This is a genomic window from Rhodococcus sp. Z13, from assembly GCF_025837095.1.
In the GTDB taxonomy this organism is placed as follows: Bacteria; Actinomycetota; Actinomycetes; order Mycobacteriales; family Mycobacteriaceae; genus Rhodococcus; species Rhodococcus sacchari.
Map to the genome: position 1 here is coordinate 4,244,887 of NZ_CP107551.1, position 17,914 is coordinate 4,262,800.

At 69.5% G+C, this 17,914-nt stretch carries 19 protein-coding genes and 1 tRNA gene; 13 read left to right on the forward strand and 7 right to left on the reverse strand.

Going from position 1 to position 17,914, the window contains the following annotated elements; all coding sequences use genetic code 11:
• Positions 1-16 precede the first annotated feature (16 nt).
• Positions 17-775: a 3-oxoacyl-ACP reductase FabG gene (gene fabG, locus OED52_RS19365; RefSeq protein WP_264152439.1), complete on the reverse strand. Its 759-nt coding sequence runs from the start codon at positions 773-775 to the stop codon at positions 17-19.
• A 31-nt stretch (positions 776-806) separates the two neighbouring features.
• Positions 807-1,568 (reverse strand): SDR family NAD(P)-dependent oxidoreductase, encoded by a 762-nt coding sequence (locus tag OED52_RS19370; protein ID WP_264152440.1) that lies wholly within the window; start codon positions 1,566-1,568, stop codon positions 807-809.
• A gap of 305 nt (positions 1,569-1,873) precedes the next feature.
• Between OED52_RS19370 and OED52_RS19375 the strand changes: the two genes are divergently transcribed.
• From OED52_RS19375 to OED52_RS19405, 7 genes are all read left to right on the forward strand, one after another.
• On the forward strand, positions 1,874-2,476 hold the full coding sequence (locus OED52_RS19375) for a TetR/AcrR family transcriptional regulator (protein WP_264152441.1): 603 nt from the start codon (positions 1,874-1,876) through the stop codon (positions 2,474-2,476).
• A 141-nt stretch (positions 2,477-2,617) separates the two neighbouring features.
• The gene (locus OED52_RS19380; RefSeq protein WP_264152442.1) at positions 2,618-3,919 is read left to right on the forward strand and encodes a hypothetical protein; all 1,302 of its coding nucleotides are present in this window, start codon (positions 2,618-2,620) and stop codon (positions 3,917-3,919) included.
• Complete coding sequence (locus OED52_RS19385; RefSeq protein WP_264152443.1) at positions 3,916-4,665, forward strand: ESX secretion-associated protein EspG; 750 nt, start codon at positions 3,916-3,918, stop codon at positions 4,663-4,665. Before OED52_RS19380 ends, OED52_RS19385 begins: the two co-directional genes overlap by 4 nt.
• A 39-nt stretch (positions 4,666-4,704) precedes the next feature.
• Positions 4,705-5,178 (forward strand): DUF309 domain-containing protein, encoded by a 474-nt coding sequence (locus OED52_RS19390; RefSeq protein ID WP_264152444.1) that lies wholly within the window; start codon positions 4,705-4,707, stop codon positions 5,176-5,178.
• On the forward strand, positions 5,178-5,798 hold the full coding sequence (locus OED52_RS19395) for an LON peptidase substrate-binding domain-containing protein (protein WP_264152445.1): 621 nt from the start codon (positions 5,178-5,180) through the stop codon (positions 5,796-5,798). The genes OED52_RS19390 and OED52_RS19395 overlap by 1 nt, the downstream gene beginning before the upstream one ends.
• A gap of 122 nt (positions 5,799-5,920) precedes the next feature.
• Positions 5,921-5,997, forward strand: a tRNA-Met gene (locus OED52_RS19400).
• A 144-nt stretch (positions 5,998-6,141) separates the two neighbouring features.
• The gene (locus OED52_RS19405) at positions 6,142-7,269 is read left to right on the forward strand and encodes an AI-2E family transporter (RefSeq protein WP_264152446.1); all 1,128 of its coding nucleotides are present in this window, start codon (positions 6,142-6,144) and stop codon (positions 7,267-7,269) included.
• 68 nt (positions 7,270-7,337) lie between these two features.
• On the opposite strand, the gene OED52_RS19410 is transcribed toward OED52_RS19405, so the two are convergent.
• Entirely contained in the window at positions 7,338-8,000 is a 663-nt protein-coding gene (locus OED52_RS19410; protein WP_264152447.1) for a CoA transferase subunit B, read from the reverse strand.
• Positions 7,997-8,743 carry a CoA transferase subunit A gene (locus OED52_RS19415; protein WP_264152448.1) on the reverse strand — a complete coding sequence of 249 codons (747 nt, stop codon included), beginning with the start codon at positions 8,741-8,743 and terminating at the stop codon, positions 7,997-7,999. The genes OED52_RS19410 and OED52_RS19415 overlap by 4 nt, the downstream gene beginning before the upstream one ends.
• Positions 8,744-8,898: 155 nt before the next feature.
• On the opposite strand from OED52_RS19415, the gene pcaB reads away from it, so the two are divergent.
• The 5 genes from pcaB (at position 8,899) to OED52_RS19440 (ending at position 13,959) form a co-directional block, all read left to right on the forward strand.
• Positions 8,899-10,239 (forward strand): 3-carboxy-cis,cis-muconate cycloisomerase, encoded by a 1,341-nt coding sequence (pcaB, locus tag OED52_RS19420; RefSeq protein WP_264152449.1) that lies wholly within the window; start codon positions 8,899-8,901, stop codon positions 10,237-10,239.
• Positions 10,236-11,405, forward strand: coding sequence for a bifunctional 3-oxoadipate enol-lactonase/4-carboxymuconolactone decarboxylase PcaDC (pcaDC, locus tag OED52_RS19425; protein WP_264152450.1), 1,170 nt, complete (start codon positions 10,236-10,238; stop codon positions 11,403-11,405). The genes pcaB and pcaDC overlap by 4 nt, the downstream gene beginning before the upstream one ends.
• On the forward strand, positions 11,402-12,223 hold the full coding sequence (locus OED52_RS19430) for an IclR family transcriptional regulator domain-containing protein (protein ID WP_264152451.1): 822 nt from the start codon (positions 11,402-11,404) through the stop codon (positions 12,221-12,223). The genes pcaDC and OED52_RS19430 overlap by 4 nt, the downstream gene beginning before the upstream one ends.
• A gap of 23 nt (positions 12,224-12,246) precedes the next feature.
• Positions 12,247-13,458, forward strand: coding sequence for an acetyl-CoA C-acetyltransferase (locus OED52_RS19435; protein ID WP_264152452.1), 1,212 nt, complete (start codon positions 12,247-12,249; stop codon positions 13,456-13,458).
• 66 nt (positions 13,459-13,524) lie between these two features.
• Positions 13,525-13,959, forward strand: a complete 435-nt coding sequence (locus tag OED52_RS19440) for a DoxX family protein (protein ID WP_264152453.1) — start codon at positions 13,525-13,527, stop codon at positions 13,957-13,959.
• A 33-nt stretch (positions 13,960-13,992) separates the two neighbouring features.
• Here the strand turns inward: OED52_RS19440 and OED52_RS19445 are convergent, their stop codons facing one another.
• The 3 genes from OED52_RS19445 to OED52_RS19455 all read right to left on the reverse strand — a co-directional run bounded on the left by OED52_RS19445 (position 13,993) and on the right by OED52_RS19455 (position 16,867).
• The gene (locus tag OED52_RS19445; protein WP_264152454.1) at positions 13,993-15,027 is read right to left on the reverse strand and encodes an NADP-dependent oxidoreductase; all 1,035 of its coding nucleotides are present in this window, start codon (positions 15,025-15,027) and stop codon (positions 13,993-13,995) included.
• 49 nt (positions 15,028-15,076) lie between these two features.
• Positions 15,077-15,241 carry a hypothetical protein gene (locus OED52_RS19450; RefSeq protein ID WP_264152455.1) on the reverse strand — a complete coding sequence of 55 codons (165 nt, stop codon included), beginning with the start codon at positions 15,239-15,241 and terminating at the stop codon, positions 15,077-15,079.
• A gap of 237 nt (positions 15,242-15,478) precedes the next feature.
• The gene (locus OED52_RS19455; protein WP_264152456.1) at positions 15,479-16,867 is read right to left on the reverse strand and encodes an NAD(P)/FAD-dependent oxidoreductase; all 1,389 of its coding nucleotides are present in this window, start codon (positions 16,865-16,867) and stop codon (positions 15,479-15,481) included.
• A gap of 147 nt (positions 16,868-17,014) precedes the next feature.
• Between OED52_RS19455 and OED52_RS19460 the strand changes: the two genes are divergently transcribed.
• Positions 17,015-17,911 (forward strand): LysR family transcriptional regulator, encoded by an 897-nt coding sequence (locus tag OED52_RS19460; protein WP_264152457.1) that lies wholly within the window; start codon positions 17,015-17,017, stop codon positions 17,909-17,911.
• Positions 17,912-17,914: the final 3 nt, after the last annotated feature.

A 17,914-nucleotide genomic window follows, 5' to 3' on the forward strand; every position in this document is an offset into this window, starting at 1 on the left:
CACGTCGGGGGAAGGATCAGGCCTTCGGGCCACCGGCCACGTAGATGACCTGACCGGAGACGAAGCCCGCGCCCTCCGAGACGAGGAACGAGGCGGTGTGCGCGATGTCGTCGACCTCGCCGATGCGCCCGACCGGGATGGTGGAGGCGATGTTGGCCTTGAAGTCGTCGAACGAGAGGCCGAGACGCTCGGCGGTGGCGGCGGTCATCTCGGTGGCGATGAAGCCCGGGGCGATCGCGTTGGCGGTGACACCGAACTTGCCGAGCTCGATGGCGAGGGTCTTGGTGAAGCCCTGCATGCCGGCCTTCGCAGCGGAGTAGTTGACCTGGCCGCGGTTGCCGAGCGCCGAGGTGCTCGACAGGTTGACGATGCGGCCGAACTTGGCCTCCACCATGTAGTTCTGGACGGCGCGGGTCATGAGGAAGGCGCCGCGCAGGTGGACGTTCATGACGGCGTCCCAGTCCTCGACCGTCATCTTGAACAGCAGGTTGTCGCGGGTGATGCCGGCGTTGTTGATCAGGACGGTGGGCTCGCCGAGTTCGGAGGCGACCTTCTCGACGGCGGCGGCCACGGACTTCTCGTCGGAGACGTCGGCACCGACGGCCAGCGCCTTGCCACCATCCGACTCGATGGCGGAAACGGTGTCCGCGCAGGAGGATTCGTTCAGATCGAGAACGGCGACCCGAAAGCCGTCCTTCGCGAGACGCTTGGAGACCGCGGCGCCGATGCCGCGTGCGGCTCCGGTGACGATGGCGGTGCGGACCTGTGAGCTCATTGCAAACCTCCGTGGGGGTTGGGTGGTGCCGTCAGTTGATGGTCAGGCCACCGTCGACCGCGATGGTCTGACCGGTGACGTAGGCTGCCGCGTCGGAAGCCAGCCACACTGCGGTGGCGGCGAGTTCCGCGGGATCCCCCGTGCGCCCGAGGACGATGCGGGGTTTCATGCTGTCGAGATAGCCGGGCTGGTACTCGGCGGTCATCTCCGTCTCGAAGAAGCCCGGGGCGAGAGCGTTGACGCGAATGCCCTTCCGGGAACCCCACTGCTGGGCGAGATCCCGGGTGAGGCCGATGACGGCCGCCTTGCTCGCGGAGTACGCCGCCTGCGGCAGTCCGGCCGTGGTGAGGCCGAGGATCGAGGAGATGTTGATGACGGAGCTGCCGGGCTGCATCACGCGACCGGCGGCCTGCGCGGCCCAGTACGAGCCGTTGAGGTTGATGTCGACGACGCGCCGGAACTGCTCGGGGGTCTCCTTGAGGGCGGGGACGGCCGTGCCGACACCGGCGTTGTTGACGAGGATGTCGACCCGGCCGAGCTCCTCGACGGCCCGGTCGATCATGCGCTGCGCCTGATCCGGATCGGCGACGTCGGTCCCGACGGTCACCGCTCGCCGTCCCGCGGCGCGGACCAGCCCGGCGGTCTCCTCGAGCCGGTCCACCCGGCGCGCGGTGAGGACGACGTCGGCTCCGGCCTCGGCCATGGCCTGCGCGAAGGCGACACCGAGACCCGAGGAGGCGCCGGTGACGACGGCGACGCGGCCGTCGAGTCGGAAGCGGTCGAGCACGGACATGCGTCATCTCCTCGCTGTGGCGTGGACTACACGAGATGTATAGCCCACCGGTCCCGCGTTCTCCAAACACGCTGCTTCGAAACCGGTTAGAAGCCAGCACCTTTCAGAGTCAGTTCCTAATCCTCTCTTCGGCGGATCCTATGCTGCGCGCACCACCGCCCGAGGGTGAGCGCCGCGCGTCGTCCACACCGTTACCAACTCGATAAGCACTGGCTTATTTCTGAGCGCTCGCTTATCGTGCGATCCGGTAGTGCGCTTGTCAACACTCCGAAGCCCCGATGGCACCAGGCGAGGATCCACAGTTCATGAGCGAGGCGAGGGACACCGTCGGTGGCGGGTCCAAGGCGGCCGCCCGGCTCCGCGCGGCCGCGATCGAGGAGTTCGCCGAACACGGGTACGGCGGCACCACCACCCGCCGGATCGCCGCGCGGCTGGGGCTGAGCCCGGCCGCGATGTACCCGCACTACCGGTCCAAGGAGGATCTCCTCTACGCGATCGCCCACGAGGGCCACATCCGGGTCCTGCAGGCTCTCGAGGACGCCGACCTCCCCGACGCCGACGCCGCCACCCGTCTCGCGTCCGTCGTCGGCCGCTTCGCGGGCTGGCAGGCCGACAACCACCGCTGGAGCCGGGTGATCCAGTACGAACTGACCGCACTGGACCGCGAGCACTACCGCACCGTCGTCGGGCTGCGGCACCGGACCACCGGGGTGGTGCGGCGGATCGTCGACGCCGGCGCGGCGTCCGGTGAGTTCTCCGTGCCGGACGCCGAGGGTGTCACCTTCGCCCTGATGTCCCTGTGCGTGGACATCTGCCGGTGGTATCCCTCCGGAGGTTACGACGACGCCGCCACCGTCGCCGCGCTGTACGCCGATCTCGCCCTCCGGATGGTCGGCGCGGTGCGCTAGCATCGTCGCCACCATCGGATCGGGGGGTCTTCGTGGGCAGGAGGGGATCACGTGTCGGCCGGCATCGCCGGGGCCGGCGCGGACTGCTCGGGTACGGCACTCCGCATCCTCGGGAGCGAGCATCGGAGGGGAGCGCCGCCCATGTCCACGAACGACAACATCGCCGACCGGCTGCTGACGAATCTCGGGATGGACGCCCCCGTCCCCGACTCGGTGTCGCGTAGGCAGGCGAACTACGAACGGATGGCGGCGCGGGCCGACACCGGCGTCGACCCCGAGTACATCTCCGCCTTCGAGAACTTCCACGGCATGGAGCACGCCGAGATCCACCGGCTGGCACAGAGCATCAGCCCGGTCGCCATGACCACCCTGGCCACCGAATGGGCGGCACTCGGAACATCGTTCGGATCGACGATGAGCTGGGGCACCCTGATGATCCGCAGGCTGCTGATGGACCACTGGGGTGGCGCTGCCGGAGAGGCCGCCACGGAGGCGGCCCTGCGGTTCGGCGAGTCCGCGCAGCGGTTGTCCGACGCGGCCCGCGCCACCTCCGAGAAACTGCGTATCGCAGCGGATGTCGGCGAACGTGTTCGCGTCTCGGTGCCACCTCCCGAGGACAGCGCGGCGTCGCTGCTGCTGCACACACTCGATCCCGTCGCCGGCGCCGAAGCCGCGCGCCGAGCGGAAGCAGTTCGCGCCCAGGCGATCCGGGTGATGGAGAGTCTGTACAAGCCGTACTACCGGGATTCGGGCTCGGCGGTTCCGGTGCTCCCCTCCCCGTTCGCCGCGACCACCGACCGTGCCGGTGAGAGATTCACCCCGACCGGGTACGCGCCGTCCGATGGCGCCACCGCTACCGGAGCAGGGGGTGACGGCACGGTCGCCGGGGCGGCGTCCGGCCACCCGGCATCGACGGACGACACCGGCAATACGGTCGACCGGATGGTCGACGGAACCGGGCAGCCGAGTGAGGCCGATGCCCCCGGTACGACCACCGGCACCGATCCGGCGTCCACCACTCCCACCTCGACGTCCGCCCGGTCCGCCCTCCCCGGAGGCGACGCGACCGGCCGACCGTACGGATCACCGATCCCGGCTGCCGGCAGCGGTTCCCCGGGCCAGGGCCTGCCGGGGGCGGCCGGCTCCGGCCCCTACGGTGCGGGCTCCTCCCTCTCCGGTTCGTCACCGGTCGCGGCGCCACTCCTCGGCGGTGGTCCCGCCGGCACCGGACCGGGAGCGAATCCGGCCACCGCCGGCTCCGCCGCGCGGGGCACCGGCGTACGGCCGATGGGCATGATGCCCGGCGCCGTCGCACCGGCCTCGGGCCGCGACGAGCAGGACAAGCGCGCGGCGAGCTATCTCGTCGACGACGACAACGGCAACGAGCTGATCGGATCTATACCACCCACCGCCCCGCCCGTACTGGGGGTCGATCCGGCGTGAATGTGCAGCTGATACCCGACCGGTTCCTGGCGGTGTGGACGGCGCTCGGCGGCGACGAGTTCCCGTTCCCCCTGCGCTACCGCACGTCGGCCCGATGGGAGGACGAACACCTCGCGAACATGGAGGCGGCCGAACGGTGGCGTCGCGAGACACCCGACCCGGCGCTCGACCACGCGATCCGCACGCTGCTCACCGGCGAGGTGGCGCTCGAGGTCCACGGCCGGTCGGCCGACCCCGCCGCGGAGGTGTCGATGCGGGCCGCGGTGCACGCCGACCGTGCCGTGCTCGCCGATCAGGAACCGCCCGCCGGTGCCATCCGTCTGACGAGTGTCGCGCCCGGCCTGCTCGCCGACGCGATCCTCGACCGGCTGCCCCCGGTACCGCCCGGCCGCGAACCCGCCCGCACCGCACCGCGACGCGAGGTGTTCGAACCCTCGGATCCCACCGCCGTGCGACGGGATCCGAGTGGCACCACCGCGGAGGCGCTGCGGCACCTGCTGCGGCGCGACCGGTCCGTCACCGGTTGCCTGCGGGTGCTGCGGCACACGCCCTCCGGGTACCTCCCGTCGGCGGACATCGGCTGGTTCGACGTGGTCGGCGACGGGCGGTATCTGTATCTGCCCGGACCGGACGTCCGGATCCTCCCCGGCACCGTCGACGTGTTCCGGCGGGAGCTGTCGGGGCGGATCGAGCGGGTACGCCGGTCGCCGCAGCCGCCGCCGGTCGGGGCGCTGCGCCCCTACTGAACACCGTGTGCGCGCGGGCCGGTCGTCTACCCTGAGCACATGACGGACCGGGACCGCACCCCCGACGGCAGGCCGCAGAACGCGCGTCCGCGCGACGTCCTGGGGCGTCCGCTGCCGCCGGGCGAGGAAGGCGTCGAACGGGTTCCCGAAGACCTCGATCTCGACGTCGAGGAGACCATCGCCGAAGGTCAACGCCTCCTCGACCACGGCTTTCCGTTCCATGCCCACGAGGTCTTCGAGGCGATGTGGAAGAAGGCCCCGCCCGAGGAACGCCCCCTCTGGCAGGGTCTCGCCCAGCTCGCCGTGGGACTGACCCATCTGCTCCGGGGCAACCGCACGGGCGCGGCGTCGCTGCTGAAGCAGGGGCAGGCGCGGGTGCGGCACTACGAGGACGAACCGCCGTACCGGCTCGACATCGACGGCCTGTCCGCCTGGGCCGACCATCTGCTCACCGAACTCGAACGCGACGAACCGCTTCCCGATCCCCCGACCCCGCGCCTGAGGATGCCTTGATGCCGATCCTGCCCATGTTCCCGCTCGGCACCGCTCTGCTTCCCGGCTCGGACCTGCCGTTGCGGGTGTTCGAACCGCGCTACCAGCAGCTGGTCCAGGACTGCATGGCCGCGCCCGACGGTCCCCGCTTCGGGGTCGTCCTCATCGCGCGCGGTCACGAGGTCGGCGGCGGGGAACAGCGGCACGACGTCGGCACGGTCGCGCGCATCGTCTTCGAGACCGATCTCGGACGCGGACATCGTGGTCTCGAATGCCTTGCCGAGGAACGCATCCGCGTCACGCGGTGGCTGCCCGACGATCCCTATCCGCGAGCGGAGGTGGAGCCCTGGCCCGACAGCGGGTCCGGTCCGGTGGACCTCTCCCGCCTCACCGGGCCGATGGGCCGGTTGTACGGGGTGCTCGACCGTCTCACTTCCGGCCGGGCGCCCCTGCCACCGGCGACGACGGAACTGCCCGAGGATCCCGGCGCGCGTCTGTTCGCGCTCGCGCGGTACATCCCGATGGGTGAGGCGGACCGCTACGCCGTGCTCACCGCTCCCGGCCCCGCCGAACGCATCGAGGTGCTGCTCGAGGCGATCTCCACGGCCATCGATCTGGCGGAGTGGAAGCTGAAGGGATGAGACGAGCGGGAGGTCGTGTGCGTCGGAACTGCGGAAAACGCGCACAACCTCCCCTCGATCGGGTGGCCCGGACGAGGGGTGGTCGGAGCACCCCTGCGAGTCGTGTATGGTGGGAGATGCAACGCGGGGTGGAGCAGCTCGGTAGCTCGCTGGGCTCATAACCCAGAGGTCGCAGGTTCAAATCCTGTCCCCGCTACCACCGACCGGCCCGGACTCGACGAGTCCGGGCCGGTCTTTTTTCTCCCCGTCCCCACGTCCCGGTACCGGTGGGTCGATCGTGTCCGTCGGCCGTGCCCGACGAGTAGATTTCTCGACTGAGCCGTTCCGACCGGGGAGGTGCGCGATGACCCGACGTGCGACTGTCGCCGAACGTCCCCGGGCTCCTCGCTGGCTGCGGCCGACGATCATCGGTGTCCTGCTGGCGGTCGCCTTCTACCAGATGTCGGGCTGGCTCTTCCACAATCTGAAGGGCTTCCTCGGGCTGCTGTTCCTGGCGTGGCTGTTCAGCGTCACCATCGAACCGATCGTGGACCGCCTCGAGCGGTTCGGGATGCGCCGCGGCGCCGGGACGGGTCTGGTGATGTTCTCCCTGATCCTGTTCACCATCGGGTTCTTCGCGGTGTTCGGCACCCTTCTGTTCGAACAGATCGCCCAGTTGCTCACGACCCTGCCGGATGCCCTCACGCGCGTGACCGACTGGGCGAACCGCACGTTCGACACGAACTTCAAGACCGGGGACGAGCTGCTGAAGATCACCCCCGACACGCTTCGCGACCTCGCGCAGCGGTTCACGCCCGGTGTGCTCGGCGTCCTGAGCACTCTGGTCGGTGCCCTGTTCCAGATCCTGACGATGCTGCTGTTCGTCTTCTACATGTCCGCCGAGGGTCCGCAGATGCGCCGGACGATCGCGAGCTGGTTCCCGGCCCGGCAGCAGCAGCTGATCGCCAGCGTGTGGGAGACCTCGGTGGACAAGGCCGGTGGTTACGTCGTCTCCCGGCTGATCCTCGCCGCTGCCTCGTCGATCTTCACGGGAATCTTCCTGTTGATCATCGGCGTTCCGTACTGGTTGCCCCTGGCGATCTGGACCGGGGTGGTGTCGCAGTTCATCCCGACGCTCGGTACCTATCTCGCGATCGGCCTGCCCGCGCTCATCGCCGCGGTGCAGCAACCGCTCGACGGGGTGTGGGTGATCGCGTTCGGCACCGTCTACCAGCAGGTCGAGAACTACGTGCTGCACCCGCGCATCACGTCGCGCACCGTGGCCATCCATCCCGCGGTGGCATTCGGATCGGTGATCGTCGGCGCCACCCTGTTCGGTCCCGTCGGTGCTCTGGTGTCGGTGCCGGTGGTCGCGATCCTGCAGGCGCTGGTGGAGTCGTTCGGGCACCGCTACGAGCTGATTCCCGAGGTGGGCGGTGAGCCGGAGGAGGACGGCCCGGACCTCACTGCCGACAGCGACAGCTACGACTGACGGCTCCCGGAAACGGGATCGGGGCCGTGTGCGACTCCCGCACGCGGCCCCGATCCTGTGTCGGTGGATCAGACGATCAGCTTCGCCGCGGTCGCCTCGACGACCTCCTCGACGGTGACGCCCGGCGCCGTCTCGACGAGCTTCAGGCCCTCGTCGGTGACGTCGATGACCGCGAGGTCGGTGATGATGCGCTGCACGCACCGTTTCCCGGTGAGCGGCAGGGTGCACTCCTCGAGGATCTTCGGCTCGCCCTTCTTGGTGACGTGCTCCATCATCACGATGACGCGCTTGGCGCCGTGGACGAGGTCCATCGCGCCGCCCATGCCCTTGACCATCGCGCCGGGGACCATCCAGTTGGCGATGTCGCCCGTGGCGGAGATCTGCATGGCGCCGAGGACGGCGACGTCGATCTGGCCGCCGCGGATCATGCCGAACGACTGCGCGGAGTCGAAGAAGGAGGCACCGGGGATCGCGGTGATGGTCTCCTTGCCGGCGTTGATCAGCTCGGGGTCGAGTTCTTCCTCGGTGGGGTACGGGCCCACGCCGAGCACACCGTTCTCGGAGTGCAGGATGACCTCGACACCCGGCTCGAGGTAGTTCGGCACGAGGGTGGGCATGCCGATGCCGAGGTTGACGTACTGCCCGTCCTGCAACTCCTTGGCGACGCGCGCCGCCATCTGCTGACGGGTCAGGCCCTTCTTCGCTGTCTGGGTCTCGACTGCCTGGGTCATGAACGCACCGTCCGGTTCTCGATGCCGACCTCGACGGGGCCGACGTGTACGACACGCTGCACGTGGATGCCGGGCGTGTGGATTTCGTTGGGGTCGAGTTCGCCGGGCTCGACGAGGTGCTCGACCTGCGCGATGGTGATGCGTGCCGAGGCCGCGGCCGGCGGATTGAAGTTGCGGGCGCTGGCCCGGTAGACGAGGTTGCCGTGCCGGTCGCCCTTCCACGCGTGGACGAGGGCGTAGTCGGCGACGATGCCGCGTTCGAGGACGTAGGTCTGCCCGTCGAACTCGCGGGTCTCCTTCGGCTCGGACGCGAGTGCGATGCCGCCCTTGCCGTCGTAGCGCAGCGGGAGGCCACCCTCCTCGACGGCGGTGCCGACACCGGCGGGGGTGTAGAAGGCCGGGATGCCCGCGCCGCCGGCGCGCAGCCGTTCGGCGAGCGTGCCCTGCGGGGTCAGCTCCACCTCGAGTTCACCGGCGAGGTACTGCCGTGCGAATTCCTTGTTGGAGCCGACGTACGACGAGATGGTGCGCCGGATACGGCCCTTCTCGAGCAGCAACCCGAGTCCGAAACCGTCGGTACCGCAGTTGTTGCTGACGGTCTCGAGGTCGGTGGCGCCCTGGTCGAGCAGCGCGTTGATGAGGATCTCGGGGATGCCGACCAGGCCGAACCCTCCGACGGCAATGGTGGCGCCGTCGGGAATGTCGGCTACGGCCTCGGCGGCGGAGGCAACGACTTTGTCCATGGGAGCCACGATACGCTCAAGTGTGCGTGATGTGAACTCCCGTCCGCAATGCGAACACACGTGGTCGAGGCATTGCAGCGAGCACGCGACCCGCACTAGCCTGTTCGCATAGCGTCCACCCGTCCATATGGCGAACGTTTCCGGATCGGAGGTCCGTGTCTCCCTCACCCACCGACACCGGCACTCGGGGGCCCCTCCTCGATCCGGTCTTCGGCGCCGAACAGCTGGGATCCGCCCTCTCCGACCGGGCCTGGATCCAGGCCCTCCTCGACGTCGAGGTCGCGCTCACCCGCACCGCCGCAGCCCTCGGCCGGGTCGACGACGCGCACGCCGAGGCCGTGGCCGCGGCCGCAGCCGCGCTCGCCGACGAACTCGACCCCGCCGAACTCGGACGCCGCTCCGCCGCCGGCGGCAACGCGGTCATCCCCCTGGTCTCGCTGCTGCGCGAACGCGCCGACGCACCCGCCCGCGCCGTGCACGTCGGCGCGACCAGCCAGGACGTCCTCGACACCGCGCTGGTGCTCCTCGCGCGTCGCGCCGGGATCCTCGTGGTGACCTACCTGCGATCCGCCGCGGCGTCGGCCGCCCGCCTCGCCGCCACCCACCGCGACACCCCGATGGTCGCGCGCACCCTCGGTCAGCAGGCCCTGCCCACGACCTTCGGGGCGCTCGCCGCGACCTGGCTCCTCGCCCTCGACGACGCCGCCGACGACCTCGAACGCGTCCTGACCCGCCTTCCGGCCCAGTACGGTGGCGCCGCAGGCACTCTCGCGGCGGTGCACCCCGACGGCATGGCGTTCGCCGACACCTTCGCCGATCAGCTCGGGCTGACCCGGCCGGTCGCACCCTGGCACACCGCCCGCAACCCGATCACCACCCTGGCCTCCACCCTGGGAGTCGCCGCCGGTGCGGTCGCCAAGCCGGCCACCGACATCGCACTCATGGCGAGCACCGAGTTCGGTGAGGTCGCCGAGGACGCACCCGGCGGCTCGTCGGCCATGCCGCACAAGCGCAATCCCGTCGCGGCGATCACCGCCCGGGCCGCCGCCCGGCGCGTCCCCGGTCTCGTCTCGACGATCCTGTCGTCGACCGACCACGAGTTCCAGCGGGCCGCCGGCGCCTGGCACGCCGAGTGGGAGACGCTGTGCGACCTGCTCCGGCTCACCGGCGGGGCGGCACACCGGCTCTCGGACAGCCTCGCCGGACTGCACGTGCACACCGACGCGCTCGCCCGCAATCTCGACCTCACCGGCGGCGCGATCCTCGCGGAGAAGGTCACCGCCGCGCTCGCCGAGCACACCGAGGACGCCCGCGCCGTCGTCACCGAGGCCGCCGTCGCCGGTGTCCCTCTCGACGAGGCACCGGGCATCACCGCGCACCTCGCACCGGACGAGATCCGCCGGTTGCTCGATCCCACCCGCTATCTCGGCCACGCCGCCGACATCGCCGACCGCGTCCTCGCCCACCACGACCGACACACAGGAGAGAAGCCATGACCGTCGCACTCCACCACGAACGGCACGGGGACCCGAGCAGGCCCACCGTCCTGTTCCTCGGGTCGCTGGGCTCGGACCTGTCGATGTGGGCGCCCCAGATCCATGCCCTGTCCGCCGACTGGCACGTCGTGGCGGTGGACCACCGGGGTCACGGCGACTCGCCCGCACCCGAAGGTCCGTACACCATCGGCGAACTCGCCGACGACATCGTCGCCCTGCTCGACTCCCTCGAACTCGACGCCGTGCACTACGTCGGACTGTCGCTCGGCGGCGCGATCGGGCAGTGGCTCGCCGCGCACCACCCGGAACGCATCCGCACCCTGACCCTGCTGTGCACCTCGGCCGCCTTCCAACCCGCGCAGCCCTGGCACGACCGCGCTGCCACCGTCCGCCGCGACGGCCTGGCCTCCATCTCCGAATCCATCGTCTCGCGGTGGTTCTCCCCCGCTCTCGCCGAACACGATCCGGATCTCGTGGCCCGGCACGTGAAGATGGTCGAGGGCACCACCGACGAGGGCTACGCCGCGTGCTGCGAGGCCCTGGCCGCGTGGGACGGACGCCCCGACCTCGCCCGCATCGTCGCCCCCACCCTCGTCATCGCCGGGGAACAGGACCCCGCCACACCGCCGTCGACGATGCAGGTGCTCGCCGACGGCATCGCCGACGCCTCCTTCCATGTCGTCGACCCGGGTGCGCACCTGGCCAACGTGGAGCAGGCCGGTCGGGTCACCAAGCTGATCCGCGAACACATCTCGCGCGCCACCCCGGTGTCGGAGTACCGGACCGCCGCGTTCGAGGAGGGCCTGCGGGTGCGCCGCTCGGTCCTCGGCGACGCGCACGTCGACCGGTCCCTCGAATCGGCCACCGAATTCACCCTTCCGTTCCAGGATTTCATCACCCGCACCGCATGGGGCGACATCTGGGCGCGGCCGGGCCTCGACCACCGCACCCGCCGGTTGCTGACCCTCGCGATCCTCACCGCGGTCGGCAACGAACACGAACTCGACATGCACATCCGCGCAGCCCTGCGGGCCGGGATCGACCCCGACGATCTCGTCGAGGTGTTCCTGCACACCGCGGTCTACGCCGGTGTCCCCAACAGCAATCGCGCGTTCGCGTTCGGCAGGCAGGCACTGGCCGACGCGGCAGGAAGCGGTGAATCGTGAGCACCCCCGAGATCACCACACCGGCGAACGGGACCGAGAACCCCGCGGCGTCTCCGGACTACGTGCAGTCGCTGGCGCGCGGCCTGTCGGTCATCAAGGCCTTCGGTGCGCACGCCCCGCGGCAGACGCTCTCCGACGTCGCACGCGCCACCGGGCTGACCCGCGCCACCGCCCGCCGGTTCCTGCTGACCCTCGTCGAACTCGGTTACGTCCGCACCGACGGAACCCAGTTCTGGCTCACCCCACGGGTACTCGAACTCGGCTACAGCTACCTGTCGGCGCTGACCCTACCCGAGGTCGCACGCCCACATCTCGAGGCGCTCGCCGAGAAGGTCAAGGAATCGACCTCGGTGTCGGTGCTCGACCGCGACGACGTCGTCTACGTCGCCCGGGTCCCGGTCAACCGCATCATGACCGTCACCATCACCCTCGGCACCCGATTCCCCGCCTACGCGACGTCGATGGGACGCGTGCTGCTCGCGGGCCTGTCCGACGACGAACTCCACGCCTACCTCGCGCGCGCCGAGTTCGCGCCGATCACCGGCCGCACCGTCACCACCGCCGAGGAACTCCGCGCGGAGATCGCGAAGGTGCGCCGCGACGGTTACTGCATCGTCGACCAGGAACTCGAGGAGGGACTGCGGTCGCTGGCCGCACCCATCCGTGACGCCTCGGGAACCGTGGTGGCATCGGTGAACCTGTCGACGCACGCCGCCCGCTACCGCGCCGAGACCGTGCGCGAGGTGCTCGTCCCGGCGCTCGTCGCCACCGCGGAGGCGATCTCCACCGATCTCGCCCGCACCCAGACCCATTCATAGAACGACCGAACGAGGTACCCCACATGACCGACGTAGTGATCTGCGAACCCCTCCGGACCCCGGTGGGACGTTTCGGTGGTGTCCTGAAGGACATCGCCCCGGAGGATCTCGCAGCTACCGTCATCCGTGAACTCGTCGCCCGCACCGGCATCGCACCGTCGGACATCGACGACGTCTTCCTCGGCCAGGCCTCCCCCAACGGTGAGGCACCCGCCCTCGGCCGCGTCGCCGCACTCAACGCCGGTCTCGGCGTGGATGTTCCGGGACTGCAGGTCGATCGTCGCTGCGGTTCCGGTCTGCAGGCGATCCTGCAGGCCGTGATGCAGGTGCAGACCGGCGGCAGCGACCTGATCCTCGCCGGCGGCGCCGAATCCATGAGCCAGGCCGAGTTCTACGCGACCGGGATGCGCTGGGGCGTCAAGGGTGAGGCCGTGGCCCTGAGCGACCGCCTGGCCCGCGCCCGCGTCACCGCCGGTGGCCGCGACTACCCGGTGCCCGGCGGCATGATCGAGACCGCCGAGAACCTGCGCGCCGAGTTCTCCATCAGCCGCGAGGATCAGGACGCCCTCGCCGTGCAGTCGCACCAGCGGGCCGTCGCCGCACAGAAGAACGGGATCTTCGCGGAGGAGATCGTGCCGGTCACCGTGCCGCAGCGCAAGGGTGATCCGCTGGTCGTCGACACCGACGAGCACCCCCGCGCCGACACCTCGATGGAGTCCCTCGCGAAGCTGCGGCCCATCCGCGGCAAGGTCGATCCCGATGCCACCGTCACCGCCGGCAACGCCAGCGGCCAGAACGACGGCGCCGCCCTCGCGATCGTCACCACCGCCGAGAAGGCGGCGAAGCTCGGCCTGCGGCCGCTCGCCCGTCTCGCGAGCTGGGCCGTGGCGGGTGTCCCGCCTCGCACCATGGGCATCGGCCCGGTGCCGGCCACCGAGAAGGCCCTCGACCGACTCGGCCTGACCCTCGCCGACATGGACGTCATCGAGCTCAACGAGGCGTTCGCCGCCCAGGCTCTCGCCGTGACCCGCTCGTGGGGCATCGAAGCCGACGATCCGCGCCTGAATCCCAACGGTTCCGGCATCTCGCTCGGACACCCCGTGGGCGCCACGGGTGGCCGCATCCTCGCGACGCTGCTGCGCGAACTCGATCGCCGGGAAGGTCGCTACGGTCTCGAGACCATGTGCATCGGCGGCGGCCAGGGCCTCGCCGCTGTATTCGAACGCATCGCCTGACGGCGAGCACGGTGCTCGCGGTGCGAACTTCCGCCGCGAGCACCGTCCGGTCCGTACGCTCGTGGAATGAGCGAAGTCGAGATCACCGCCCCGACCGAAGCACCTCCCCCACCGACCACCCCCGCCCGGACCGTCGCGCGCTACCTGCTGGCCACCGCCCTGGTCTTCGCCGGGTTGAGCCATCTGTTCTGGGCGCGCAGGGATTTCCAGGCCCAGGTGCCCGACTGGGTACCGATGGACAAGGACGGTGTGGTCATGGCGTCCGGGGGCGTCGAGATCATGCTCGGCGCCGGCCTGGCCGTGGCGAACCGCGACCGGGTGCGTGTCGGCCGTCTCACCGCCCTGTTCTTCGCGGCGGTCTTCCCCGGCAACATCGCCCAGTACCTCGGACGACGCGACGCGTTCGGTCTCGACACCGACCGGAAGCGGTTGATCCGCTTGTTCTTCCAGCCCGTGCTCATGCTGTGGGCACTGTGGTCCACCGGCACACCCCGGCGCTGACCCTTCTACGTCGGCACTTCTACGCAGACGCTTCTACTCCGCGGCGACCCGCACCAGCAGCTTCCCGAAGTTCTTGCCTTCGAGCAGTCCGATGAAGGCCGCGGGGGCGTTCTCGAGCCCGTCGACGACGTCCTCGCGGTACTTCACCTTCCCGTCACCCACCCAGGCGGACATGTCGCGCAGGAAGTCGCCGTACATCTCCTTCACGAACTCGCTCTGGATGAATCCGCGGATCGTCAGGCTCTTGGTGAGGATCGACGTGAACAACCCCGGGAGCCGGTCCTTGCGGTCCAGGTCGGCGCCGTTGTACTGGGCAACCAGGCCGCACACCGGGATTCGCGCATAGGTGTTGAGCAGCGGCCACACGGCCTCCTGCACCGGACCCCCGACGTTCTCGAAGTACACGTCGATACCGTCGGGCACCGCTTCCGCCAGCCTGTCGGCGAAGTCCGGGTCGCGGTGGTCGATCGCGGCGTCGAAACCGAACTCGTCGAGCAGGGCACGGCACTTCTCCGACCCACCGGCGATACCGACGGCACGAGCGCCCTTCAGTTTCGCGATCTGCCCGACCGCCGAGCCCACCGGTCCGGTCGCGGCCGCGACGACGACGGTTTCGCCCTCCTTCGGCTGCCCGATCTTCAGCAGCCCGGAATAGGCTGTGAATCCGGGCATTCCGAGCACACCGAGGGCCGTGGAGATCGGTGCGGTCTCCGGGTCGAGTCGGCGCACCGCCGATCCGTCGACGACGGCATGCGACTGCCAACCCGCGCCGGCGAGAACGTAGTCGCCGGGTTCGAGTCCGTCGAAACGGGATTCGACCACCTGCCCGACGGTGCCGCCGACCATGACGTCACCGAGTTCGACGTGCGCGGCATAGGATTTCGCGGTGCTCATCCGACCGCGCATGTACGGGTCGAGGGACAGGTAGACCACGCGGAGCGAGATCTGGCCGTCGCCGACTTCGGGCAGATCCACCACCTCGGTGCGGAAGTTGTCCGGGGTGGGCGCGCCGTCGGGGCGCGATGCGAGAACGATGCGGGTGCTCTTGCCTGCTGTGGATGCACTCATGAGGTCAGTGTGCCGCAGGCGAGAGCCCCGCAAACATGGGTCGGACGGGTCAGGCGCTGTGCTTGGCGTCGCCGCGCGGCGCCCGGTAGTTCGAGAACAGCTGCGAGTGGATGACCTCGGTGTACGAGGGACCGTCGTGTTCGACGCGGCGCGGACGGCCGGCGGACCGATCGGTGCGTGCGGCACCCATCTGGGACGTGGATCGGATCGACATCTCGATCTCCTCTCGGAAGGCGGGGAGAGGCAGCCACCGGCACCGTGCAGAAGGTGCAAAACGGGTGAGCGACCCCTTGGCACATATATACCCCTTCGGTGCCCGTTATGCACCTGTCCTTTTCGGCGAGCCGCGGGGCGATACACAGAGTTGACGTCCCCGAAACCGTCGGACCGGGGAACGACGAAGCCCCCGACCGGTGCGGTCGGGGGCCTTCGTGTGGACGTTGCGGGGCCGTCAGGCGGAGACGGAGACCTTCTCCTTGCCGTCCCCTTCGGGTTCCTTCTTGGCGTCCGCCTCGGCCGCGGGCTCCTTCGCGGCGGCGACCGGTACGGCCTCCTGTGCGTAGTAGAAGTGCGGGCGACGGTGGCCGAGGAAGGATCCGCACCAGGACATCACGGCGATGTAGCGGTTGCGGAAGCCGACCAGGTAGACGAGGTGCACGGCGAGCCACAGGACCCAGGCGATGAAACCGGTGAGCTCGATCTTGCCGACGCGGGTGATCGCGCGGAACCGGTTGATGATCGCCATGCTGCCCTTGTCCCGGTACTGGAAGGGGGTGCCGGGCGCGACCTTGCCGGTGATGATCTTCGCGACGTGGCGGCCGCCCTGCATCGCGAAGGGGGACTGCGCGGGCAGGTTGTCGAGGGTGACCATGTCCCCGATGGCGAAGATGTTGTCGTAGCGGCCGACGGTGAAGTCGGGGTCGACGAGCAGGCGGCCGCTGCGCACGGCCTCGCAGCCGGTGCGCTCGGCGAGGACACCGGCGAAGTCGTTGGCCTGGATACCGGCGGACCAGATGATGGTCTCGGCGGTGAGGCGGCGGGTCTCCTCGGTGGTCGGCGTCGTCAGGGTCGCGCCGTGCTCGTCGATGTCGGTGACCATCGTGTTCACCACGACGTCGACACCGCTCTTCTCGAGAGACTCCTTGGTGTACTCGCTGAGCTTGCCACCGAACGGGGGCAGCACCTTGTCGGCGCCCTCGACGAGGGTGACCGTGACGTCGTCGGCGTTGATGTCGCTGATGGACTTGGCGAAGTAGCGCTGCGCCAGTTCCTTGATCTGTCCGGCGAGCTCGACGCCCGTGGGGCCGGCACCGACGACGATGAAGCTGAGCAGGTTCTTCCGGCGCTCCGCGTCGGTGGTGATGTGGGCTTCCTCGAAGCAGCGCACGATCTGGCGGCGCAGCCGGTCGGCGTCGTCGACGGTCTTGAGCGCGAAGGTCAGGTCGGCGAACTCGTCGCGGCCGAAGTAGGCCTGGCGCGCACCGGTCGCGGCGACGAGGTACTTGTAGCCGAGGGTGTGGCGCTCGCCCGCGGCCTCGTAGACGACGGTGTTGTCGTCGGGCAGGACGTCGACGACACGGCCGAGACGGATGTCGGCGTTGGGGTACTCGGCGAGGATGGCACGCACCGACGGCGCGACCTCACCGGGGGAGAGCACACCGGTCGCGACCTGGTACAGCAGCGGCTGGAACAGGTGCTCGGTGGTCTCCGAGATCAGTACGAAAGGGGTGCCCGCCTTCGCGAGCTTCTTCGCAGTGGCCAGTGCTCCGAATCCGGAACCCACGATCACCACATCGGTCCGATCGACGACCTTCTGGGTCTTCGTGTCCGCACCGTCCATGCTGCGTAAACCTCCACGCCTTGTGAGCCATCTCCGTTGATGTATGACAACCACCGTAGGGACCAAGGACCCTGTTATCCAGTAACCTGGGATATTCGAAAAACTGTTATCTGTCTTGCTCATGAATGCGGTCGATGTGGAGGAGCGATGGACTTCCGGCAGCTGCGCTACTTCTTCGCCGTCGGCGAGGAGGGCAGCTTCTCGCGGGCCGCTCAGCGCTGCTTCATCTCCCAGTCCGCGATCAGTCATCAGATCGCGAAGCTCGAGCAGGAGGTGGGCACCTCCCTGTTCGATCGCACCACCCGCTCGGTCAAGCTCACGCCCGCCGGCCACCGCCTGATGCCCATCGCCGCCGAGGTGCTCGCCCTCGAGGCGAAGGCGCTCGAGGTGGGCCACGAGCCCCGCGAGAGCATCCGGATCACCGCGAACATGAGCTTCGCGTCGCAGAGCCTCGACGCCATCTCGAGTGTGCGCGAGCGCCACCCCAACCTCGACGTGGAGTTCGTCATCAAGGACTTCACCGACCGCGTGAACGCCGTGGCCTCCGGGGAGGCCGATCTCGCCCTGATCCGCGGTGAGGTCGACCGGCCGGGACTCGAGACGATCCATCTCGGGATCGAGGAACTGGTGATCGTCACCTCGACGCAGCACCCGTTGTCGGCCTTCTCCACCGTCGAGATCGGCGATCTGGCGCACTACCCCCTGCTGCTGCCGCCGCGCAGCAACCAGGTGCTGCTGCACCGCGTCGTCGAGGAGGCGTTCGTCGAAGTGGGACGTCGCGTGCGGCTCGGCCCGGCGATCGCGAGCGATCACACGGCCACTCTCGAGGTGCTCACGAATCCCCGCGCCTGGACGGTGCTCTACTCGGGCACCGCCGCCGAGACCCCGCGCAAGGGCCTGAAGTTCATGCGCGAGCTCAATCACCGGCTGCGGGTGCCGGTGTGCGGGGTGGTGCGCAGCAACACCGCGCCCAATCCTCAGCTCGAGTTCCTCCTGCAGGCGCTGGCGCACTCGATCGTGCCGCCCACCGACAGCGCGTCCTGACGC